This is a genomic window from Cysteiniphilum marinum, from assembly GCF_014857925.1.
GTDB classification, from domain to species: domain Bacteria; phylum Pseudomonadota; class Gammaproteobacteria; order Francisellales; family Francisellaceae; genus Caedibacter; species Caedibacter marinus.
In genome coordinates this window covers 1-22,948 of sequence record NZ_JACYVZ010000026.1, presented here as the reverse complement: position 1 = coordinate 22,948, position 22,948 = coordinate 1, and the positions used below count along the sequence as shown (strand labels likewise).

Below are 22,948 nucleotides of genomic sequence, written 5' to 3'. Positions count from 1 at the left end.
ATATTATGGGGCATTTTTTTAGTCAATTTGGTTTAGTCAGCTATGCTATGTTGGCTGTGAGCTTTTTGATTGTTGCGATTTGTATCGAGCGAATAATTACTTTTATCAGTTTACCGAAGCTTAATTTAGGTAAGGTAGAGTGTTTGATTAATGCGGTTAATCGTGATGATAAGAAGACGCTTAACCTAAGATTAAACGCATTGGCTAAGCCCATATTAAGATATATTTCACCTTTGATCACTGAGCCTAAAGAGATTGCTGAAAGTGAAGTGTGCTTGTTAATGCGCAAACAACGTCAACGCATGCAGCGTCCATTAATCTGGCTTAATTTATTCGCTGTTGTTTCACCAATGCTCGGGCTTTTGGGTACGATTTGGAGCATGAGTCATTCATTTGCTGCATTAGCCGAATCCTTAAGTGGCAATGGTTTGCAGAATATGATTATGTACTTATCTGAGGCAATGTATGCTACGGCATTTGGTATTGTGTTAGCTTTAGTGAGTTTATTGGCATTTTATTGTTTTCGACAATTTAGTGAGCGCTATTTAGCAAATGCAGAAGAGTCATTAAATCAGCTGATTTTAAGCCTAGATCGACAAAAGGCGCGTAAAAAAGATCAGAAAGAGCAAAAAGCACAAAAAGAAATTGATGAAATAAGTAAAGTAAATAACAAAACCAATATGGTTAATTTGCGTGAACAGGCTGCGTTATGATAAGTAGTTTAAATCATCATGAGCATAATGGTTTGGAGGTGGATGAACCCAACTTGATTCCATTACTAGACTTTATGTTAGTGCTTTTGGTTATGTTTGTATTATTAGCCGGACCCATTCAGCATTTGCTTAAACTCCCTTTGCCTAATGTTAAAGGTACTAGTGTTACCCAAAGCAAGTCATCTCAAACAACGCTTTATTTAAAGACGCACGATTATAGGATCAATGGTGAGCATTTTACGAGTATTGATATGCTGAAAAGTTATTTATTATCACAAAAAGAGATGACATCAATGTCACAGATTACTCTGGCAGCGGATAAAAATATTCCATTACAAACAATGCTAGAAGTGTTTGCGGTGCTAAAAGAAACAGGTTTAACCGCAGCAGATATACAAGTTAATCATTAGTAGAGTGTTAAAAATGAAAACAAAATTATTAAGTGTGCTTGTGCTAACAGGCATTGCTCAGCTTATGTATGCAAGTGAAGAATCAGCAAATACGCAAGCGGTAGATTTAGGTGAAATTCAGGTGGTTGCTGTTAAGAACGCCTTGCCGAGCATGCCTGAGAAACAAAGTAGAATAAGTCAAATCAATGTGGCACCTGAAGCGGGTAGTGCGTTACCTACTGTTTCAGTGCAGCAAGGAAGAGGTGCGAATCTAATTCAATCAACGGCTATGCAATTGAATGAAATGGCTGGTGTGCAAATGCTTGGTGGCAATCGACCAACAACACAAAACATTAGTTTGGGTGGTTTGTCAGATGATCGCGTTTTTGTTGGAATTGATGGTATTAATAATAACTTGGCATCCTTTGGGCATAATCAATCGCGCCAATTACTAAGCTCAGCACTATATAAAGAAGTCTTAGCAAGTCAATCCGGTAGTAATATTGCTTACGGTAATGGTAACTTAGGTGGGGCAGTTAACTTTGAAACGTTAGATCCAAGTGATTTTTTAGCTCAAGATAAGTCCGTTGGTGGACAAGTTGGATTAGGTGGTGCCACAGGCGATTATAGTGGTGATGCCAATGCTGCTGTTGCCTTTAAAACCGGAGATGTTAGTTATTTGGTGGATGTAGTTGGTGGGCGCAGTAACAATGTACGGTTAGGCAATGGACAAACCTTACCAGATTCTGCTAGTAATAATTTACAATATTTACTTAAAACGGTTTGGGATATTTCAAAAGCGCAGACCTTAAAAGCATCCTTCTTATCAATGCAGAATGTGGGTCTTTATCCAGCGACAGTAAACAAGGAAACTTCCTCAACGAATCCAAGTTCAAATTTTAATTTCTTCCAAACGCAAAGCATATTGGATTATCGTTTTAATCCTGATAATCCGTATGTTGATCTTAAAGCCAAACTATATTACAACGAAAATCATTTGGGCTCATCACCGACCAACAATGGTGGAGGCTTTGCCTTGCCACAAGATGTGCATGTTAATACCACAGGTGTGCAGTTATCGAATGTTACAACAGTTTATAAGCAACGCTTGTATTATGGTGCGGAATATAGTTATATCAATGGTTATGATGGTTATAGCAGTCAAACAAGTACCAATTTTCCAACAGCAAATCAGCAACTTTATAGTGCATTCTTACAAGATAGCTGGGATATTTTGCCAAAGCTAAATATAACGATTGGTGGGCGATTTAATGGCTACCAAAGCACAAGTGGCAATATGAATAACGATGGCTCATTCTTTACCAAACAAGCAAGTATTAGCTACAAGATGATTGATCCATTAAAAGTCTACCTAGGTTATACCGAAGGGTATCGCATCCCATCATTGCAAGATCTATACTTAGGCGGAGATCATCCTAATTCAGGTTATGTATTTTTAAAATTTGTTCCTAATCCAAATTTAAATCCGGAAATTGGGCATAATAAAACGCTTGGATTTATCTATGCACAGTCATTAACACATGATCAAAAGATTAATTTTTCTGGTAATATCTTTTTAAATGATGTTGATAACTACATTTTAAATAGTAATATTGGCTTTAATGCAGGAGCAGCAATTAATCAAAACATTAATATTTCCAAAGCGCAACTATATGGTTATAACGTCTCTGCACAATACCAAAACCATTGGTTTGAAGTGATGACGAACTTTACTTATACGCGTGGGAAAACAAAATCGGCATATCGTAATGAAGATGGCAATACCATTCCTGTAGGTAGTGCCTTACCTATCCCTAGAGCCAAAGGGATGGTGGCATTCGCTGTGCCGATTAGGGTTATTGACAGTACGATTCAAACACGATTTGATTATGCGCTTGCACAAAACCATGTACCAACTAATACACCTAAAGTCCCAGGGTACGCGCTTTTAAGCTTGGCATATCAATGGCAGCCAAGCTTTGTCAAAGGTTTCACAATGAGTGCAGGGGTTGATAACCTATTTGATCAGTATTATCAGGATTATGATGGTAGCACCTTGGTGCCGTCTATGGGTCGAAGCATTTATTTACAGCTTAACTATCGTTTTTAGGTGAGATTGAATGTTGCTAAGAGTCTTTAAAATTGCTATTGCCATTACGGGGTCTATTGCGATTAATTTCTCAATTTGGGCAGCATTAAACAGTACACCAAAAACAACATGGCATTTGGGGCAAACTGATTTAAAAGCGCAGAGCGTTGCCTCTTTAATGCAGGCTTTGCAGCTCACAGAAACCACAGCAGACTCAAAAGCTACACCGGTTGCTAAAGACCTAAAAACAGCCAATGTTGCTGTAGAGAAAAAAGAGAAAAAACCACAAAAAATCGTTAAGCCAAAAGAGCATAAAGTGGAAGTTCACAAGAGCACAGTGAAAACTCAGGCCAAAGAAGTATCAAAGCAAAATGTTAAAAAGCAGCAAGCTATTGCCAAAATTACACAAGCACCAAAATTGGCGTTTACCCCGCCTCAATTAACATATCCAGGTTCAGCGATTAAAAATAATGAAGAGGGTAAGGTTAAAGTTAAGGCGGTTATTAATGCACAAGGGCAGGTTGCCGATGTCACAATTATTCAATCCAGTGGCTTTGGTGTGTTAGATCAGGCGGCAATTGCATGGTTTAAGCAGTTACATTTTAAGCCTGCCCAAAGTGGCAAAACGCCAGTAACTGCAAGTGTGGTACAAGTGATTTCATTTAACTTACAGGAGCAAAAAAGTGCGTAAAATTATAATGTTTATCATGTCAGTTGTGCTGCTAGTAGGTAGCATGCGTTTAGCTTTAGCACAAACCGTGGTCACACTGGGACCAAGTGCCAGCTCCATTGTTAGTGCGCTAGGTGTTGATGTCACGGCAAGTGATACTGAGAGCGTGAAGCTGCTAGAAAAAGCAGAAAATAAGCAAAATAAACAAAACAAGCAAGTAAAGGATGTAGGCTATATGCGCGCATTGACGATTGAAAGCTTACTAAGTGTAAAGCCTAATATTGTGATTGCGGATGCCTCTATTTCTCCTTTGTCGGTGTTAACACATCTGCAAGCGTTTGATATACAAACAACGCTATTGACTGAGGTAAAAAGCTTAAATGATGTTGAAAAAAATATTAAAGAGATTGCGAGTAAACTCGGTAAGCAAAAAGAAGGGCAGCAGTTAATCACAACACTTCAAGCGCAAACCAAACAAGTCAATAAGATTGTCAATGCGTATGCTAAAGAGGGTAAGGGCAAGTCAAAACAAGTGCTGATGCTTTTGCAAATTTCTGCCAATGGTGCTTATATGCTTGGCAAGGATACTCAATCAGATCGTTGGTTACAGCTTATTAAAGCATATAATATTTTATCCTTTAGTGGCATGCGCCCATTGTCAAAAGAAGGGCTGATGAGCTTAAAGCCGCAAGTGATTGTTATTGCACAGGCTTCAGCAAACATGGCCAAGCCCTATCCTCAGGTTTTAGATTATCTGCATGAAAAATATCACACTAAAATTGTAACGATTGACGCATCACGCATTGATAATTTTGGTGCAGAGTTTGGACAGACTGAATTGTTGCTAGCGCAGAAGGTTTATTTATAAAAAGAGAACAAAAATGCAAGCACATAATATAGCCGCTAAATCCCTATTTACTTTACAACGCCAGAAATACTGTTTTTGGTTTTGCGTATTTATGGTTTTGCTCATTGCGGCTTGTTTATTATCGCTGTTGTTTGGCGCATTAAATTTGCAGTTTTCACAATTGTTTGTCGATGGCAGTTTTATGCAAAAGGTAGCATTAGAGCTTAGATTGCCGCGCTTAATTGCAACCGTAGTTGTTGGTAGTGCACTTGCTGTTGCTGGTGTTGTCATGCAAGGGCTATTTCGCAATCCTTTGGCAGATCCTGCCCTTTTAGGGATGACCAGTGGCGCATCACTATTTGCTATTTTGTTTTTGCTACTTAGTGCAAGCTTAGTACAAACAAGCTTCTTAATCACTTGGGGATTGGGTTTAAGCGCATTTGTGGGCAGTCTGGTGATTACCTTTTTAACGTATTTATTATCGATCACTAAGGGGCGTAGTAATTTAGGTATCTTGGTGTTAGCCGGGGTTGCGATTAATGCATTGTGTGGTGCGTTGATTGGCGTGATGACATATCTATCAAACGATAGTATTTTAAGAAGCATTACTTTTTGGAGTATGGGTAGTTTTGCTAATATTACATGGGGGCAGGTGTTGTTTCTGTTGCCATGTATTTTTATCGCATTTATGTTATTAATGAATACTGCAAAGTATCTTAATGCGATGATCGCCGGTGAGCAATATGCGCGAATGCTTGGTGTTAATATTCATCGGCAAAAGCTAAAAAGCATTATTGCCATTGCTTTGCTTGTTGGCGCTAGTACCGCAGTTGCCGGTCCTGTGGCTTTTATCGGCTTGGTTGTGCCACACATTATTCGTTTTCTTATAGGGAATGAACATCGTCATTTACTACTTTTCTCATGTATCTTTGGCGGATTATTACTCACTGTTGCTGATGTTGTTGCCAGAGTGGTATTAGCACCTGCTGAGTTACCCATCGGTTTAATGACAGCGTTAATTGGTGCGCCTTATTTCGTTTATTTGTTGTTTAGTCAAAAATTGCAGCGAGGTGTCTAAGATGATAACGCTTGAGAATATTAGTTTACAGTTATCACAAAAGACTTTGCTTGATAATGTTTCAATGACAGTTAGAAAAGGGCAAATAACCGGTATCTTAGGTGCAAATGGCGCAGGTAAATCAACGTTGATGAAAGTGATCTCAGGCGAGCATTTACATTATACTGGGCAGGTGAAATTAGATGAAAAGGATATAAAAGCGATCTGTCCCGTGACAAAGAGCATGCAAATGGCTTATGTTACCCAGCACGAGGAAATTTATACAGATATTAACGTCATTGATTATGTGCTCTTAGGCGCGCTGTCTTATTGTAAAGGCAACTTTTCACAAAAAGAGTATCAAAAAGCCTTATGTGCTTTGTCCCTATTAAAAGCTGAACATTTTAGTCAAAAGAAATACCAGCAATTATCCGGTGGTGAGCGTCAACGTGTGCAATTGGCACGCGCATTACTGCAATTAAACCAACATGACAACAGCTATCAAGGGTATTTGCTGTTAGATGAATATAGCGCACATATGGATGTTTACTATCAGCGTCAAACCTTACAAATATTAAGCGAGCTTGTTCAGCAACATGATTTGGCAGTACTTGTCATTGGGCATGATTTAAATATTGCACTTAATTTCTATCCTCAAAGCCTTCTGTTAAAAAATGGTCAGATGTTAAATTTTGATCAAACACAAAAGGTATTAACGCCAGAGCATATTTATACGGCATTTCAAGTTGAAGCGGATATTATTCATCAACCTCACAATAATAAGAAAGTCATTGTGCTTGCTTAATTTACTTGGCTACTTGTGAGCAATCTGCAGATAGGTAGTAATGATCAATATAGGTATTAAGGTCACAGCAATCCCTTTGTTCAAGCTGCGATTGTGCGGCAAGTGAAGCTTGTGCTTCATGCACAAACGTTTTGCGCTCTTTGTCATCTAATCTAAGTTTTTGCAAATGCTCTGTATTTGATGCGGATAAATTAAGTACTGTATCCAAATAGCCATTTTTAACTACATCCATAAATTGACCGGAAAGCGTTGTTGTTGGATCAGTTAATTTTTTGATCTGTTTATTAACAGCTTGTTCGTATTGCTCACCCATGTTTTTTGTTGTGTGAGCAATGCGCTCAAGAAGCTCTATGCCTAAAGCTTGTAATAACTGCGGTTTATCTTGGCTATTAATTAATTGCAATTGGGGATTGCGTCCTTGTGTTACAACTTGTGAGAAGTTTAGTTTGTTGCGTGCGATATTGTTTTTTGAATACTGTTTGGTAGGTAGTATCAAGCAGGTCATTAATAAGGCTTCGATAAAATGTGCTGTCTCTTTATCTATCCCAAGTGGTGAAAATGGATTAACATCCAATACACGAACTTCAAGATAAGCCACACCGCGATTAAGTAACGCACAAGCCGGACGCTCACAGCGCTCAGCAATCTGTTTTGGGCGAATACTGCTATAATATTCATTCTCTATTTGTAGAATGCTGCCATTCAGCTGTTGACGTAAACTATTGCCATCAAATAAACCGATTTCCTCAAATGCAGGATAGGGGACATTAGTAGCATTGACTAAGTCATAAACATAATCTTTTAAATTCTCATAAGAGATAAATAAATTATCTTGTGCCGCACTTTGATAGCCCAAATTACTCATTCTCAAACTAGTGGCATACTCTCCAATATAAAATTCATCATCAAATGATGTGAGATATTCAGGTTTGTGCTTCACAGAAGTTTTAGCACAAATGGGCGAGGCGCCAAATAAGTAGGGTATAAGCCACATAAACTCAAAGTAATGATTGATTGCTGAGAAATACAGCGCATCACTGGTCATTTTGCGTGTTTGGGTGAGTTCATTCATAAGATTAACATCATATGAGAAATTATAATGCACACCAGAAATCGCTTGCATAATTTTGCCATAGCGTTTTGCTAAACCACGACGATAGACCTCTTTCATCTTACCTGAATTGGAGCTGCCAAAATCAGCAATTTTAATCTCTTGTTCTGTGGTTGTTAATGGCATGCTAGTCGCTAAAATAAGCTCATTCTCAGGTAAGTTTTGTGTGGAAAAAGCCAAGATATGCTCTAAGCGTGTGAACGTCTTATCAATAGAATCATATGGTTCAGTGATCAACTCAAGCAAGCCTTCTGAAAAATCAACCGTGATATTGCTATTGGTAAGCTTTGAACCCAGCGCTTTAGGATGGTCTGAGGTGGCTGTTTTGCCTGAACGTAATATACGTAAGGTTTCGCGTTCAATGCCGCGCTTATGCTGATATTGATTTAAGTTTGAAAGTAAGTTCATCATGTCATGAGCTAAGTGGAAACTTCCTGCAGTTTACGACAAAAGAGTGCCACTTACTAGGTTATCTGAAGTAGATAGAATAATATTTCTTTATTTGAGCTTAACCACGTTTCATAATATTAAAGAATTCTTCATTGGTTTGCGTTTTTTTCAAGCGTTCTGTTAAGAACTCCATTGCTTGCGTATCTTCCATTTCATGCAGAATCTTACGTAATATCCACAGTTTTTGCAGCTCTTCTTGTGTTGTTAATAGCTCCTCACGACGTGTACCAGAGCGTCCAAAACTAATCGCAGGATAAACACGTTTTTCAGCAATCTTACGATCCAAATGAAGCTCCATGTTACCGGTTCCTTTAAATTCTTCAAAGATGACCTCATCCATTTTAGAGCCTGTTTCAACAAGCGCTGTTGCAATAATCGTCAAACTACCGCCTTCAGCCGTGTTACGCGCTGCACCAAAGAAGCGCTTTGGTTTTTGCAAAGCATTGGCTTCAACACCACCTGATAATACACGACCTGAAGCAGGGGATACGGTATTATAAGCACGTGCCAAACGCGTGATGGAATCCAATAAAATAACCACATCTTGTTTATGCTCAACTAGGCGTTTTGCTTTTTCAATAACGATCTCAGCTAATTGTACGTGACGCGCCGCTGGTTCATCAAAGGTACTGGCGACCACCTCACCGCGCACAGATCGTTGCATTTCTGTTACTTCTTCAGGACGCTCATCAATCAATAGCACAATCAAGTAACATTCAGGATATTTCTTGGCAATGGATGAGGCAATATTTTGCATCATAATCGTTTTCCCCGTTTTAGGAGGTGCCACGATCAAGCCACGTTGTCCTTTACCAAACGGTGCTGCTAAATCAATAATTCGTGCCGTGATATCTTCACTTGAACCATTACCTAATTCCATCGATAAACGTTCTTTGGCATATTCAGGGGTTAAGTTCTCAAACAACACCTTAGTGCGTGCAAGCTCAGGTGAGTCAAAGTTTACACTATCAATATGCTTTACTGCAAAGTAACGCTCGTTGTCTTTAGGTGGGCGAATTTTACCGATAATGCTGTCCCCTGTGCGTAAATTCAATTTACGGATAAAAGTTGGTGAGACATAGATATCATCAGGAGAGGCAAAATATGACGTATCAGAAGAGCGCAAGAAGCCATAGCCATCTTGTAGCACCTCAAGCACACCTTCACCATAGATGTCTTCACCTTTATCAGCATGCTCTTTTAAAATATTAAAAATGATCTCTTGCTTACGCGCGCGCCCTGTGGCTTCAAGTCCAAGTGAGCGTGAAAGCTCCATTAATTCAGGGATGGATCGGTTTTTTAAGTCGGTTAAATTCATTGAAAATTCTCACGAATGTTGAAGAAGGGGAACCCCTTCGGGTTGAACGAAAAGTTATTTCTACTTTTATTTTATATTTGAAATTAAATATGTTTATCAAGGATTTGAATCAATTGTGATTTTTGTACGGCACCTACTTTGGTCTCAACGTTTTCACCATCTTTAAAAACCATTAGCGTTGGAATGCCACGCACACCAAACTTAGCAGGGGTATCTTGGTTGTCATCAACGTTGATCTTAACGATTTTAAGTTTTTCACCATAATGCTCAGCAACCTGATCTAAGATCGGTGCGATCATCTTACAAGGTCCGCACCATGGCGCCCAGAAATCAACTAAAACAGGTTGTTCGCTGTTAACAACAGCTGATTCAAATTCACTATCAGTAATATTAATACATTGTGACATAATTAAATTCCTTTAATGTTTAAGTTTGTCAAAAAAGATTGTTTTGGATTCTAGCAGAAAAGGCGCTTCAGGTGAATGGACTTTCATGCCAATTTATAAAGGTTGAAGGTAAGTGGATTATTCTTGCTCTGTTGAGGTCAAGTTAACAACATAATCACACTCTTCATTAGGGCAAACTTTTTGCTCGCCATCTTTTTTGGTGGTCTTATGCAAAAGTATGGGAGAATGACATTTTGGGCATTCCTCGGCAATCGGTGGATACCAAAATGAGTTCTTACATTTAGGGAAACCAGCGCAAGCGTAGAATACCTTACCTTTGCGAGATTTTTTCTCAACAAAGTTGTTTTTCTTGCATTTTGGACATTCAATGCCGGTGTCTTTAGGCTTTTCTAGTGGTTCCATATGCTTGCATTTTGGATAATTAGAACAGCCAATAAACTTACCATAGCGACCTTGTTTGATTAAAAGATCTGATTCACATGCTGGACATTTGCGATCTGCGACTACCTCAGGCTCTACTTTTTCTTGAGGCTCTTCACCATCTTTGACAATGGCGCGCGTATAGGTACAAGCCGGATAATTCGTACAACCGATAAAGCGACCACTGCGACCTAAACGAATAGAAAGCTTATTTCCACACTCAGGGCAGTCTTCATCCATTTCCTCATGTGTCACATCACTTTTTTTGACTGTGGCATCAATCTCGGTAATTTGCTTGATAAATGGCTGCCAGAATTTCTCTAACACCGGCACCCACTCGATCTTGCCATCTGCAATATTATCTAGCTCATCTTCAAGCTTCGCCGTAAAAGTGTATTCGACATAACGATGGAAATAATCGGTTAAAAAGCTATTAACAATACGACCAACATCGGTTGGTTTAAAACGCTTTTTCTCTAATAGTGCATAATCACGTTGCTGTAACGTTGAGATGATCGTCGCATAAGTTGATGGACGACCAATACCGTATTCTTCAAGCGCTTTTACAAGAGAGGCTTCCGTGAAACGTGGTGGTGGCTCAGTAAAGTGCTGTTTACCGATAATATCAACTACCGGCACTTTTTCACCTTCTTTGAATTCAGGTAAGATTAAGCCTTCACTATCATCGCTTGCTGCATCTTCATCTTTGGCTTCTTGATACACTGCTAAGAAACCAGGTTTAGCAACCACTGATCCCGTTGCTTTAAAAGTATGTGCTTTATTTTCAGTAATAAAGTCAATCGCAACAGTATCCATTAACGCATGAATCATCTGGCAAGCTACGGTACGCTTCCATATCAGATCATATAGTTTAAATTGATCATTAGATAAAAATGCTCTGACATCTTGAGGTTTACGATAAGCTGAAGTAGGGCGAATTGCCTCATGCGCTTCTTGGGCATTTTGGTTTTTGGTTTTGTAAATGCGTGGACTACTTGGCAGATGATCTTGACCGTATTCTTGGGCGATAAAGCTGCGTAATTCATTTAAAGCATCTTGTGAAAGGTTGGTTGAGTCAGTACGCATATAAGTAATCAAACCAACAGCGCCTTCACTACCAATCTCAATACCTTCGTATAGCTGTTGTGCTAGCATCATTGTTTTCTTAGTGGTAAATCCAAGTTTACGCACGGCATCTTGCTGGAGTGTTGAGGTAATAAAAGGTGGTAGTGGATTGCGACGCTTTTGTTTCTTTTCAATGCCATCAACGACTAATTCGCCATTGGCGTCTTTTTTAATAAGATCAAGTGCATTTGTCGCGTCGCTTTCATTGGTGAAGCTAAATTGCTCACACTTTTGATTATTAAAAATAGAGAGTTTCGCCATGAATTTTTTGCGCTTTTTCAGCTCGGCAGTAATGCTCCAATACTCTTTAGATTCAAATGCTTCAATCTCAAGCTCGCGCTCTACAATCATTCTAAGCGCTGGACTTTGCACGCGTCCTGCTGAAAGTCCGCGACGGACTTTTTTCCAAAGTAAAGGGGACAGCTTAAAGCCCACCAGAAAATCCAAAGCACGTCGCGCCTGTTGTGCATTAACAAGATCCATCGCCAGCTCACGCGGATTAGCAACCGCGGCATTCACAGCTGATTTGGTAATCTCATTAAATGCAATGCGATGCACGGGTTTGTCTTTGATGAGTTTAGCACTATTTAAAAGCTCATAAATGTGCCAAGAAATCGCTTCACCTTCACGATCCGGATCCGTTGCCAGATAAATTTCATCAGCTGATTTGGCCGCCTTTTTAATCGCATCGATATGACGCTTATTGCGTTCAATCAGTTGATATTTCATTTTGAAATGATCTTCAACATCGACTGAAGACTCTTTCGGTTCAAGATCACGAACATGCCCATAAGAGGCAAGAATTTCAAAATCATTGCCTAAGTATTTCTTAATTGTCTTGGACTTTGCAGGTGACTCAACAATTACAAGGTTTTTTGCCATAGTTTTTTTCTTAATTTCTTAAATAATATTTTTAATTTGTTTTTATTTATTTTTATCTTGCGTTGTTTCAGGGGCTAATGATCAACAATCAGCCCCATAAGCTTAAAATTAATCTAACGAGTTAGCTGCTACTTGCCAACTATTTTGTGCGTAAAAGTGCAGCTGCTGCGGTAAATCCAGAGCCAAATGCGCATAATGCAACAGTTTTATCAGCCGCTTGAGCGTCTAATGTTTCGCTCAAAGCAATTGGGATAGTGCACGATGAGGTATTACCAAAACGTGCAATATTGCTATAAAGTGTGCCTGGATGCATTTTCAAGCGTTTCTCAACCGCATTAGAAATACGTTGATTTGCCTGATGCGGGATGACTAAATCAACCGTGTTTAAGGCAATATTTGCTTGCTGGCAGCACTTATGCATAATCATTGACATGGTTTTAACTGCAAAAGTAAAAAGCTTCTTACCTTGTAGTTGTGTGAATTTCGACTCATCGGTTGGAATATTAAGCACATCGCCATTCTCAGCAATCGCCGTTAATGAAATCTCATCAATAATAGCTTTAGAATCTGCTTGATGCTGATCACCATTAATAATCGTCGCAGTTGCCGCATCACCAAATAAAAATGCCGTATCAAAGTCTTTTTGATCCATGCGTTTGGTCATATACTCGGCACTAATTAATAACACACGTTTATTCGGACGTGTTTGCAAGTAATCACGCGCACTTTGCAAACCATATAGATAACCGCTACATGCCGCATTGATATCGTAAGCAGGCACATTATGCTCACCATAGGTTTGGTAAAGTTTCTCTAATATTAAGCAAGCCATAGAAGGCGAGATATATTGATCAGGCGTCGTGGTCGTACAGATGAGCATATCGATATCGGAGAGCTTGAGATTGCCTCGAGTTAAAGCATCTTTGGCAACGTCTGTCGCTAGATCGACGATATTTTCATGATCAGCAAGCCAAAAACGTGATTCAATTCCGGTGCGATCAATAATATCGCGTGAGCTATGCTCAGGAAAATGCTGTAAGAGCTCATCATTGGTTACCAGTCTTGAACCGGTTTTAAATGATGGCGTGCTAATACCTACTGGATAAATGCTATGTTGCTTATTTTGCTTGGCGATTTCCTGCTGAATTTTGCGCGTTAAAATAGGGCGCTTTTGGATTTTTTGCTTATCTTGAGCACCTGTTGGCAAGCGTAGTTTTAATAAGTTATCACCAACGGTTGCGCGCTCTGATTCTTCGACATAAATCTCTTCAATGGTACCGTTACTTGGCGATAGAATCTCACCGGCTGATTTACTAGCCTCAAGATCAACTAATTTATCACCAACCTTAATTTCATCACCGACTTTAACGTGTAATTCGGTAATGAGAACACTCTCGTCAGATGGGCTCGCACCAATAACTTCAACATTATAAAACCCTGCATCATTGCGGTTTTTGATCTCCCATTCAAGAGATAAGTCAAGTAACTCTGCAGCCCCTGTTAAAATACGCTCATAAGAAGGTAAAACTTCCATCTGATTGTCAAAATTGCAGGGCACATAAGTATCAGCGCGTGTTATACGCTTGACTCTAACAGCCCTTTTAGCATGTTCAACCACTGAGGCAATCAGATCACCGCCAACACCACAGGTATGATTATCTTCGTGTGTGACGATTAAGTGTCCGGTTTTTTCCACTGAGGCAAGTACCGTTGCAAGGTCATACGGTTTAATGGTGCGTAAATCAATAATCTCACTATCAATGCCAACCGTTTCTAAGGTTTCAGCGGCTTCTTGGCATAATGAAACGGTGTTACCCCAGCCAACAAAGGTAATATCAGAACCTGCTTTGACAATACGTGCTTTACCAACAGGGATGATCTGTTTTTCTACATCCGTTGATGTGGTATCAGCGATACTGGCATTATTAAGTAATTTTTTAGGATATAAGAAAACACTAGGGCGATTAGACTCAAAAGCAGCATTAAGCATGCCTGCAGCATCTGCCGCATTGGATGGCATATAGACATCAATGCCGGGGATATGAGCAAAAGTGCCTTCATTGGTTTGTGCATGAAAGGGGCCTAATCCTGGGCGATAACCACCACAAGCAGCAAAGACGATGACTGGACATTCCCAATCACCATTTGAGCGCCAATGCATGGTAGCAAGCTCGGTAAATAGTAAGTTATACGCCGGCGGCATAAAATCAGCAAACTGGATAAAGGCAACAGGGCGTTTGCCGGTTAATGCCATGCCGATTGACACACCCATGATAGTTGCTTCAGCTAAAGGACTATTAACGACACGTCCTGGGAATTGGGTTGATAAGCCTTTGGTTACACCAAAAACATCACCTTTGTCATCTTCAATATCTTCACCCAATAAGCACACACGATCATCATTTAATAAACGCTGGCGAAATACCTCGCGCATAGCAGCACCCATGCCAAGGCGTGTTTCTTGTGAGAAGTCGCCACGATATTCAGGTGCAGTTGGTAGTAAATGCTTTGGCAAGGGTGCTTCAGCATCAAAAGAAGCTTTAGGTGTCGTGCCTTTTAAGGCAAGCTCCATTGCCTCTCTAACTGCTTGTGATGTTTTTGCTTCAATATCTTGTAGAAAGCTTTCTTTGACGCCAGCATTTAACAAAAACTGACGACTTAGCAAAACAGGGTCATTGTGTGCAATGTTAGTTAGCTCATCACTGCTGCGATAGATTCTATGGTCATCTGCATTACTATGACTATTTAAGCGCTCCACTTTAAAGACAATAATATGTGGCGCACAATTTTGACGCATATCACTAATAATTTTTCCAATTTTTTCATGTGAAGTAAATGGATTAGTACCATCAATATAAGTAATTGGAATGTCATAAAACTCATTAGGTTGTGTATGATCAGGTAATGAGAAAAAGGTGTTACCCTTGGTTTGTGTAGAAATTGCATAATCATTATCCTGCACAACAAATAACACAGGTAACGTGCGACGTTTTGCCTCAGCAAAGGCTTCTAATACTTCACCTTGTTGTGTGGTGCCATCGCCCATACCACAGTAAACAATTGGATTATCTGTGTCATCTTTAACACTTTGCGCAATCCCAACAGCGGGCAAAGCTTGATTGCCAACGGGTGTGATAATGCTGACAATGTTGAGTTTGCGTTCACTGACACCAATCACCATTTGGCGGCCATTAGAGGCACTCTCAGCCTTACACAAAGAGCTATAGAAAAACATTTTGGCTTCCATTCCGCGGGCGTGCATTAAAGGCTTATCACGATAATGGCAATGTAACCAATCTTGAGGTTTTAAGTATTCCGCAAAAATAGCTGCGCCCTCATGACCCTTGGATGAGGCTAGAAAGTTGGCAGTGCCACTATTAACCATTTCGGCTTCGGTATTATCAATTTGACGAATGCTATACATTTTTTGATAGCAGTTTATTAGCATATCTAAGTTCGCAGTTGTTGCGTTCATTAAACTCGGTTCCTTAAAAAAAGTATCCACAATATTGATGATCTGGATTTTAGTGTGGTAAATATTGGTAAAGTTCGCTCTTAATGTCAAACACAAATCACGCAAATTAAGCAAATATCAAAAAAGCAGCGAGAAATAGGGGGATGACTAATGGCACTATAAACTATATTCCTTTAAAAGTGCTTGCATGACTTCTTTACAAACCTGACGCACCCAACGATTCTTTTTATCATGCTTTAAGCGCTCAGGGTAAGATAATTTAAATGGAAGTCCCGGTAAATCAAAAGGTAACGGCAAATGTTTTTTATTAAATATACGTGCTAATACCGTTGAAGCAGTCATTACATATTTATCTTGTAAGAGCTCAGTGGCTGCACGCAAACTGCTGATTTGTAAACATAGATTACGTGGATCAGGATGCCCTAAAATATCTAATAGTAATTGATTGCTACTTCCTTGGGAAAAAACGATATGAGGAAGTTGTAGATATTCATCATAAGAAATGGATTTTTTAGAATCATCAAAAAAAGAATCAAACATCAAAACACCTGTCTCGTAGCTATAAATTTCATCATTAAATCCTTCAATGTGTGTTGGAATACCAATAACTGCGTCAGTGTTTTTTAGTGTTTGATCATGTGCTTGAAGTGATACATAAGATAATGTGGTAATACTAATTTTATGTTGGTCATTATATTTTAAAAAAGCATCAATAAGTGCTCTGGTGCTTGTTTCAGAGACGGCTTCAGTAATCTGTAATTGGATATGGGTAGGTGTCTTGTAAGGGTCAAAATCGTGAGCTGGCATTAAGCTTAGCATTTCATCAGTAATTCTAATAATAGGGTTTACCATATCCTCAGCTTTAGGTGTTAGTTTCATCTTATTGCCGTCGCGTATTAAGATATCATCTTTAAACATGCCTCTTAATTTGCCCAAGCGCATCGTAATTGCAGGTTGTGAAACATTCATTAATTTAGCAGTTACACTGATGTTCTTTTCAATAAGAAGGTGTCGCAAAATCATTAAATCACTGCTGTCCATAGATCATCACCTTAAATATGTTTGATATACATTTTATGATTCATAAACAAACAATAGCAAATATTCTCCATAAGTCCATTTTATAACCTGTTTATTAGTGTAATTAAAGAGCACAAAATGTATCACGATACAGATATTTAAAAAAAGGGTGCTAGCAGATACAAGAAAACTCAAAAGATATCAAAATTATATTGAGCGTATAAACAATCTACTTTAAGCTTGAACCTCAAGGAATTGAGCAGTAAAAAGGTTGAAAAAGTAAAAATGTCTGAGTATAAGCCAGCTAAATTTGCGATGTTGTTTGCACCGATTCTGAGTATGTGTATCCTAACGATCGGCAATACTTTCTATACGACCTATACCACACTTGAACTTGAGCGGATGGGGCAGAGTAATTTTATTGTTGGTTTAATTTCTGCGGCGTATTTTACAGGTATGGTGCTAGGGTCTTATTTTACTCAACGGCTAATTTTGCGCATTGGTTATATTCGCGGGTATGCGTTATTTGCGAGCTTAATGGCAGCAGGAGCAATGTCACAAGGCATTTTTTATGATGTTAGCGTTTGGGCGGTGGCACGCCTTGTCTGTGGTTATGCATTAGCTGGATTATTTATTGTTGTTGAAGCATGGTGTTTGGAAGGAGCAGGCAGTAAACACAAAGGCTTGGTGCTATCAATTTATCTGTTTGTTTACTACTTTGTGCAGGCATCAGGGCAGTTTTTATTGAATATCCCTTTTGAGACGGTGCTATTAGCATTTTGTGTTATTTCAATTCTGGCAACTTTATCGATTATCCCAGTTTGTTTGACACGCTTTGAAGCACCAAAACAAGAGCACGTTGAGCTATTATCTCCTTTTGTTCTATTTAAAAAAGCACCACTTGGCATTTGGACAGCGATGACCGCAGGCATGATTTTAGGGAGTATTTACACCATTTACCCATTGTTTCTAAAACAAACTGATGTGCCTGTACATATCATTTCCTATATGATGTTTGCCATTATCATCGGCGGTATGTTGCTGCAGTTACCCATTGGTAAAATATCAGATATTATTGATCGCCGTCTTGTTTTATTAATCATGTTAATCGCGTCAGTAGTGGTCTCAGTTGTGATTTGTATATTACATGACAGCTTTTGGCAATTAGCTATTTTGTCTTTTATATTGGGTGGATTGACCTTTACCTTTTATCCATTGTCGATCAGTCATTCCAGTGATTATTTAGATGCGGATCAGCTGGTGGGAATTGTTGGTATTTTAGCACTATCTTATGGTGTTGGCTCAATGGTGGGGCCGTTGTTAACAACATGGCTTATGTCTCTTTTTGGCCCTTATGGCTTCTTCACTTTTGTGGGATTTGTTTGTTTCTTATTAGCAGTCTACACACTATGGCGCTTACGTGCGCGTGAGGCGCCTAAAGAAGATGAAAAGGTTGCCTTCCAAACGGTTGTTGCTGAAGCATCCATTGCCACAGAGGCAGTGGTAGAGCAGCAGTTAATTGAAGAAAAAGAGAATAGTGATCACAGATAAAAAAGCACGTATTTCTAGTCAGCTATAAATTGTCTGTTACAATGCTGAATTATCTATAATAAGTAATCGAGTTTACGATGAGTTATACAAAAGCGCTGTCTTTGGTTAATGTCAATAAGATATACAAAGGTGGCTTTCATGCGGTAAAAGATGTCAGTTTTGACGTGTATCCGGGAGATTTCTTCGCCTTATTAGGACCCAATGGTGCAGGTAAATCAACTACATTGGGAATGATTTCAGCACTTGTTAATAAAACCAGTGGCAGTATTGAAGTTTGTGGCTATGATACGTTGAAATCACCCTTTATGGCACGCAAGCATTTAGGCGTTATGCCACAAGAGGTAAACTTAAATATCTTTGAAACACCAATGCAAATCCTGTTAACACAAGCAGGCTATTTCGGTCTTAATCGTGAGACAACCAAACCTTATGCTGAAAAACTATTAAAAGATATGGCATTATGGGATAAAAAGAATGAGCAAGTACGCTTCTTATCTGGTGGTATGAAACGCCGCTTGATGGTGGCGCGTGCACTTATTCATAAGCCTAAGGTGTTGATCTTGGATGAGCCAACAGCAGGGGTTGATGTGGAGTTACGCCAATCACTATGGGAGCAAATGCGTATATTAAACAAAGAAGGCTTAACGATTATCTTAACCACACATTATCTTGAAGAAGCCGAGAGCATGTGTAATCGCATTGCATTGATTCATCAGGGTAAGTTACACACGAGCTCTGATATGAAAACACTGTTAAGATCAGTCGACAAAGAGACGTATATTTTTGATTTGAAAGAGCCGCTAACACCGTCACAGATGCAATGTGAATACGGGCAATGTCAGTTAGTTGATCCAAATACTTTGGAAATTGAAGTTGATAAGAGTGTGACATTGAATCAATTGTTTGCTGATTTAAGTCAACAGAATATTGATGTATTAAGTGTTAAGACAAAAACAAATAAACTGGAAAAACTGTTTATTGATGTCGCAAGAAGTAATGTATAGGTGGGGAAGATGACATTTAAAGAATACTGGACTATTTATTACACAATATTAAGAAAAGAAGTGGTGCGTGTGCTACGTATTTGGCCGCAAACCCTATTACCTTCGGCGATTACCATCAGTTTGTATTTTCTAATTTTTGGGAAAGTAGTTGGTGCGCGCGTTGGCACGATGGATGGCTTTGGCTATATGCACTTTATCACACCTGGTCTTGTAATTATGGCAGTTATTAATAACTCATATGCTAATGTCGTGGGCTCATTTTATGGTGCGCGCTTTAATCACTCCATTCAAGAGCTGTTGGTATCTCCGGCAACCAATCATTTGATTATCTTGGGTTATGTCTCAGGTGGTGTTGCTCGTGGCTTTTTTGTTGGGGTGATGGTGACGATTGTTGCAGGATTATTTGGGGGGATTTCCATTGACTTTAGCGGGCTACTGTTAATCTTATTATCATTTATTTTGTGTGGCACTTTATTTTCATTAGGAGGACTGTTGAATGGTATTTTCTCGCAAAGCTTTGATGATACAACCATTTTCCCTACCTTTGTGCTAACACCATTGATTTATCTTGGTGGTGTGTTTTATGGCTTGAGTGCATTACCTCCTTTTTGGCAACATATCGCGCAATATAATCCGTTATTCTATATTGTTGATTTTGTGCGTTACGCATTCATTGGCTACTCATCTGTCAACCCAGTGGTTGCCTTAGTCGCCATCGTGCTATTAATCGCTATCCTTTATAGCTTGGCATGGTATTTGTTATCACGCGGTATTCGTTTAAAGTCTTAAAGGAATAAAAAAGGATATAAATGAAAATTTCAGTCGTTCAATTAAATTACACCATTGCTGATTTTGCGCATAACTTTGAAAAAATTTCGCGCGCAATGCATGAGCACAAAGCAGCGGATTTAATCGTATTTTCTGAGCTTTGTATCAGCGGTTATTATCCGTATGATTTATTGACTTATGATGAGGTAATCAGCAGACAAAATCAGATTATTGATGCGCTTAAAACGCTTACAAAAACACTTGATATTGCCGTGATAATAGGTGCAGCAACAGCAATAAAAGGGCTCAAAAAATTTCACAATAGTGCACTTGTCATTGCCGAAGGTCAGATTATTCACTGTTATCACAAACAGCTTATTCCAAGCTATGGGGTTTTTGATGAGACAAGGCATTTTATTGCCGGACAAAACAAAAAGCTAAGCTTTAATTTTAAAGGTCAACATTTAGCTATTTTGATCTGTGAAGATATTTGGTATGACAACCATCAAGGTTATTTAACAAATCCTATTGATGACTTACCTCAAAACCTTAACGCTTTGATTGTGTTAAATGCTTCTCCTTCGATGTTTGGTAAATTTAGTCAACGCTTACAAATTATAGAGAATATCACCAAAAAGATTCAAGCGCCTGTAATCTATAGCTCACAAGTTGGTGGTTATGATGAGCTCGTATATGATGGCGCGAGTTTTGTGTGTAATGCCAACTCAGAGCTGATTGCATTAGCAGATAGCTTTAAAGAGGGGAGTTTTAGCATTGATATTGAGCACTTACCACAAGCAATCCTTAATGCGCCATATCAAGACAACCCACAAGCATTTGTTTTGCAACAGCTAATATGCGGATTAAAGGATTATGTGCATAAATGTGGATTTAAGGGTGTGATTGTTGGGTCATCTGGAGGCATTGATAGTGCATTGACTTTGGCGATTGCTGCTTTGAGTTTAGGTAAAGATAATGTTAAAGCAATCACAATGCCTTCAGTGTATTCCTCTGAAGGTTCGGTAAGTGATTCAGTTGAATTGTGCCGGAATTTAGGAATTGAACTTTTTACGCGTGAAATTAAAGAGGAGTTTTTACTCACCTGCAGGAACTTTAGCAAAGCGTTTGGAACTGAGCCTAAAAAATTGACCAAAGAAAATATGCAAGCACGTATTCGTGGGCGAATTATCATGGAGTACTCCAATGACACAGGGCTTTTAATGCTAACAACGGGGAACAAAAGTGAGCTTGCCGTGGGCTATGCGACACTTTATGGTGATATGTGTGGTGCGCTTAACTGCATTGGTGATTTATATAAGAATGATGTTTATGCCTTATCAAATTATATTAATAAAGCACATGGTGAATTAATCCCGCAAAGCATTATTGATAAATCGCCATCAGCTGAATTATCCGAAGGGCAAAAGGATTCTGATAGCTTGCCAGATTATGATCATCTTGATGCGATACTTAAGCTTTATCTAGAGCGTGATTTATTAGCAAATGATGAAATAAAACGCTTGGAGAACATTGTTGCTGAAGTGGATTTAAACGAGCAGAAAAGAATTTATCGATTGGTGGAGTTAGCCGAGTTTAAGCGTAAACAAGCACCACAGATTTTATTTATTCAACGCCGTCCATTTGGTATTGGCCGACGCATGCCAACCACGGCGAAGTTTAATAAGTCATGATAAAAATTTTCATTAATGGATAATGAGTTGTCTAATACTAAGTTGTTAATGTGGGGAGGCTTTTTATAGCTAAACTTATAATTAACGCTTTATCTCATAACCACTAATTTAACATAATATATATTATGCGAAATATAACAATCATAGTAAAGCAACTGCCGTATAATAAGCTTCATGCATTTATGCTTGTGATCATCTTGTTAATTCAATGAAAGTAACTATCATCTTTTATTATGCAAACTGACATTATTATTTAATCATCATGGATAAATCTAAGACGCTTATAGCACTTTTACTTTGTACGCCAATCTTTGGTATTGGTATTGATCTTTACACACCTTCGTTGCCACATATGAGTGCTTATTTTAATAGCACAGCAGCAGCAACTAAGTTAAGCATTAGTTTATTTATGCTCGGTGCATTTATTGGCATGATTGTTTTTGGTACCATTGCTGACGCTTTGGGACGGCGCAAAATTGTCTTATGGAGTTTGGCGCTTAATATCGTATTTAATATTGCTATTGCATTATCACCTTCCATGTCATGGGTTATTATTTTTCGTTTTATTACGGGTATTTGTGCAGGAAGTGTGTCATCGATGAATCGCGCGCAAGCCACAGATATCTTTAACGCACAAGAGATGAAGAAAGTCTCCTCATCAATGACGATTGCGTGGGGTCTTGGACCAATTTTGGCACCCTTTATTGGCGGCTTGCTACAAGAGTATATTTCATGGAAAGCAAGCTTCGTGTTTCTCGCATTTTACTCCTTTATTCTCATGGCATTTGTTTATCGTTATGTGCCTGAAACTCACGTGCATAAGCACAAATTAAGTCTATCTAAAGTGTTTGCTAATTATAAGCTCGTCCTAAGCTGTCAGCAGTTTTTAGGCGCTATTTTACAAAGTGGCGTGCTGTATATGCTGCTGCTTTATTTTGGGATTATTGGCAGCTTTTATATTCAAGAAGTATTGCATTATTCTGCCGCAAGTTTTGGTTATATTTCTTTATTTATTGGTATCGCTTATTTTATTGAACGACAATTATCTTTGCCGGTTAACGACAACTACAATTGCCGCTTAAACCACCCTAATTTAGCATGGTTTTATCTTCAGTTACAATATTAATATTTTGCTTATTATCTGTTCTTGCTTTTT

The 22,948-nt window shown here is 38.8% G+C and carries 18 protein-coding genes; 12 read left to right on the top strand and 6 right to left on the bottom strand.

The window, feature by feature from the left end; genetic code table 11:
* Positions 1–5 precede the first annotated feature (5 nt).
* Genes IE867_RS10570 through IE867_RS10540 form a run of 7 tightly spaced genes read left to right on the top strand, consistent with a single transcriptional unit; the run spans position 6 to position 6,570 of the window.
* Positions 6–713 (top strand): MotA/TolQ/ExbB proton channel family protein, encoded by a 708-nt coding sequence (locus IE867_RS10570; protein ID WP_192484696.1) that lies wholly within the window; start codon positions 6–8, stop codon positions 711–713.
* Positions 710–1,123 (top strand): biopolymer transporter ExbD, encoded by a 414-nt coding sequence (locus tag IE867_RS10565; RefSeq protein ID WP_192484695.1) that lies wholly within the window; start codon positions 710–712, stop codon positions 1,121–1,123. The genes IE867_RS10570 and IE867_RS10565 overlap by 4 nt, the downstream gene beginning before the upstream one ends.
* A 13-nt stretch (positions 1,124–1,136) precedes the next feature.
* Positions 1,137–3,212, top strand: coding sequence for a TonB-dependent receptor domain-containing protein (locus tag IE867_RS10560; protein WP_192484694.1), 2,076 nt, complete (start codon positions 1,137–1,139; stop codon positions 3,210–3,212).
* A 10-nt stretch (positions 3,213–3,222) separates the two neighbouring features.
* Positions 3,223–3,882 carry an energy transducer TonB gene (locus IE867_RS10555; protein WP_192484693.1) on the top strand — a complete coding sequence of 220 codons (660 nt, stop codon included), beginning with the start codon at positions 3,223–3,225 and terminating at the stop codon, positions 3,880–3,882.
* Positions 3,875–4,729 (top strand): ABC transporter substrate-binding protein, encoded by an 855-nt coding sequence (locus IE867_RS10550; protein WP_192484692.1) that lies wholly within the window; start codon positions 3,875–3,877, stop codon positions 4,727–4,729. Before IE867_RS10555 ends, IE867_RS10550 begins: the two co-directional genes overlap by 8 nt.
* A gap of 13 nt (positions 4,730–4,742) precedes the next feature.
* A complete protein-coding gene (locus tag IE867_RS10545; RefSeq protein WP_192484691.1) occupies positions 4,743–5,786 on the top strand; it encodes a FecCD family ABC transporter permease in 1,044 nt (347 codons plus the stop codon).
* A 1-nt stretch (position 5,787) separates the two neighbouring features.
* Positions 5,788–6,570, top strand: coding sequence for an ABC transporter ATP-binding protein (locus IE867_RS10540; protein ID WP_192484690.1), 783 nt, complete (start codon positions 5,788–5,790; stop codon positions 6,568–6,570).
* A 1-nt stretch (position 6,571) separates the two neighbouring features.
* On the opposite strand, the gene gshA is transcribed toward IE867_RS10540, so the two are convergent.
* The 6 genes from gshA to IE867_RS10510 all read right to left on the bottom strand — a co-directional run bounded on the left by gshA (position 6,572) and on the right by IE867_RS10510 (position 16,799).
* Positions 6,572–8,092, bottom strand: a complete 1,521-nt coding sequence (gshA, locus tag IE867_RS10535; protein WP_225630030.1) for a glutamate--cysteine ligase — start codon at positions 8,090–8,092, stop codon at positions 6,572–6,574.
* A gap of 97 nt (positions 8,093–8,189) precedes the next feature.
* The gene (gene rho, locus IE867_RS10530) at positions 8,190–9,449 is read right to left on the bottom strand and encodes a transcription termination factor Rho (RefSeq protein ID WP_192484689.1); all 1,260 of its coding nucleotides are present in this window, start codon (positions 9,447–9,449) and stop codon (positions 8,190–8,192) included.
* 83 nt (positions 9,450–9,532) lie between these two features.
* Entirely contained in the window at positions 9,533–9,856 is a 324-nt protein-coding gene (trxA, locus tag IE867_RS10525) for a thioredoxin (protein ID WP_192484688.1), read from the bottom strand.
* A gap of 117 nt (positions 9,857–9,973) precedes the next feature.
* A complete protein-coding gene (topA, locus tag IE867_RS10520; RefSeq protein WP_192484687.1) occupies positions 9,974–12,283 on the bottom strand; it encodes a type I DNA topoisomerase in 2,310 nt (769 codons plus the stop codon).
* Positions 12,284–12,422: 139 nt separating this feature from the next.
* Positions 12,423–15,758, bottom strand: a complete 3,336-nt coding sequence (locus IE867_RS10515; RefSeq protein WP_192484686.1) for a beta-ketoacyl-ACP synthase 3 — start codon at positions 15,756–15,758, stop codon at positions 12,423–12,425.
* 156 nt (positions 15,759–15,914) lie between these two features.
* Positions 15,915–16,799, bottom strand: a complete 885-nt coding sequence (locus tag IE867_RS10510; protein ID WP_192484685.1) for a LysR family transcriptional regulator — start codon at positions 16,797–16,799, stop codon at positions 15,915–15,917.
* Between the two features lie 264 nt (positions 16,800–17,063).
* Here IE867_RS10510 and IE867_RS10505 point away from each other — a divergent pair, with 264 nt between their 5' ends.
* From IE867_RS10505 to IE867_RS10485, 5 genes are all read left to right on the top strand, one after another.
* Entirely contained in the window at positions 17,064–18,329 is a 1,266-nt protein-coding gene (locus IE867_RS10505; RefSeq protein WP_192484684.1) for an MFS transporter, read from the top strand.
* A 77-nt stretch (positions 18,330–18,406) separates the two neighbouring features.
* Positions 18,407–19,333, top strand: coding sequence for an ABC transporter ATP-binding protein (locus tag IE867_RS10500; protein ID WP_192484683.1), 927 nt, complete (start codon positions 18,407–18,409; stop codon positions 19,331–19,333).
* 9 nt (positions 19,334–19,342) lie between these two features.
* Complete coding sequence (locus IE867_RS10495) at positions 19,343–20,122, top strand: ABC transporter permease (protein ID WP_192484682.1); 780 nt, start codon at positions 19,343–19,345, stop codon at positions 20,120–20,122.
* Between the two features lie 20 nt (positions 20,123–20,142).
* Positions 20,143–21,792: an NAD+ synthase gene (locus IE867_RS10490; protein WP_192484681.1), complete on the top strand. Its 1,650-nt coding sequence runs from the start codon at positions 20,143–20,145 to the stop codon at positions 21,790–21,792.
* A 262-nt stretch (positions 21,793–22,054) separates the two neighbouring features.
* Positions 22,055–22,918, top strand: a complete 864-nt coding sequence (locus tag IE867_RS10485; protein WP_192484680.1) for an MFS transporter — start codon at positions 22,055–22,057, stop codon at positions 22,916–22,918.
* Positions 22,919–22,948 lie beyond the last annotated feature (30 nt).

What these genes read in the sequence shown, in the direction of transcription:
- IE867_RS10570 (WP_192484696.1), top strand. Translation starts at nt 6, where the DNA reads ATGGGGCATTTTTTTAGTCAATTTGGTTTAGTCAGCTATGCTATGTTG.
- IE867_RS10565 (WP_192484695.1), top strand. Translation starts at nt 710, where the DNA reads ATGATAAGTAGTTTAAATCATCATGAGCATAATGGTTTGGAGGTGGAT.
- IE867_RS10560 (WP_192484694.1), top strand. Translation starts at nt 1,137, where the DNA reads ATGAAAACAAAATTATTAAGTGTGCTTGTGCTAACAGGCATTGCTCAG.
- IE867_RS10555 (WP_192484693.1), top strand. Translation starts at nt 3,223, where the DNA reads ATGTTGCTAAGAGTCTTTAAAATTGCTATTGCCATTACGGGGTCTATT.
- IE867_RS10545 (WP_192484691.1), top strand. Translation starts at nt 4,743, where the DNA reads ATGCAAGCACATAATATAGCCGCTAAATCCCTATTTACTTTACAACGC.
- IE867_RS10540 (WP_192484690.1), top strand. Translation starts at nt 5,788, where the DNA reads ATGATAACGCTTGAGAATATTAGTTTACAGTTATCACAAAAGACTTTG.
- gshA (WP_225630030.1), bottom strand. Translation starts at nt 8,092, where the DNA reads ATGATGAACTTACTTTCAAACTTAAATCAATATCAGCATAAGCGCGGC.
- rho (WP_192484689.1), bottom strand. Translation starts at nt 9,449, where the DNA reads ATGAATTTAACCGACTTAAAAAACCGATCCATCCCTGAATTAATGGAG.
- trxA (WP_192484688.1), bottom strand. Translation starts at nt 9,856, where the DNA reads ATGTCACAATGTATTAATATTACTGATAGTGAATTTGAATCAGCTGTT.
- topA (WP_192484687.1), bottom strand. Translation starts at nt 12,283, where the DNA reads ATGGCAAAAAACCTTGTAATTGTTGAGTCACCTGCAAAGTCCAAGACA.
- IE867_RS10515 (WP_192484686.1), bottom strand. Translation starts at nt 15,758, where the DNA reads ATGAACGCAACAACTGCGAACTTAGATATGCTAATAAACTGCTATCAA.
- IE867_RS10510 (WP_192484685.1), bottom strand. Translation starts at nt 16,799, where the DNA reads ATGGACAGCAGTGATTTAATGATTTTGCGACACCTTCTTATTGAAAAG.
- IE867_RS10505 (WP_192484684.1), top strand. Translation starts at nt 17,064, where the DNA reads ATGTCTGAGTATAAGCCAGCTAAATTTGCGATGTTGTTTGCACCGATT.
- IE867_RS10500 (WP_192484683.1), top strand. Translation starts at nt 18,407, where the DNA reads ATGAGTTATACAAAAGCGCTGTCTTTGGTTAATGTCAATAAGATATAC.
- IE867_RS10495 (WP_192484682.1), top strand. Translation starts at nt 19,343, where the DNA reads ATGACATTTAAAGAATACTGGACTATTTATTACACAATATTAAGAAAA.
- IE867_RS10490 (WP_192484681.1), top strand. Translation starts at nt 20,143, where the DNA reads ATGAAAATTTCAGTCGTTCAATTAAATTACACCATTGCTGATTTTGCG.
- IE867_RS10485 (WP_192484680.1), top strand. Translation starts at nt 22,055, where the DNA reads ATGGATAAATCTAAGACGCTTATAGCACTTTTACTTTGTACGCCAATC.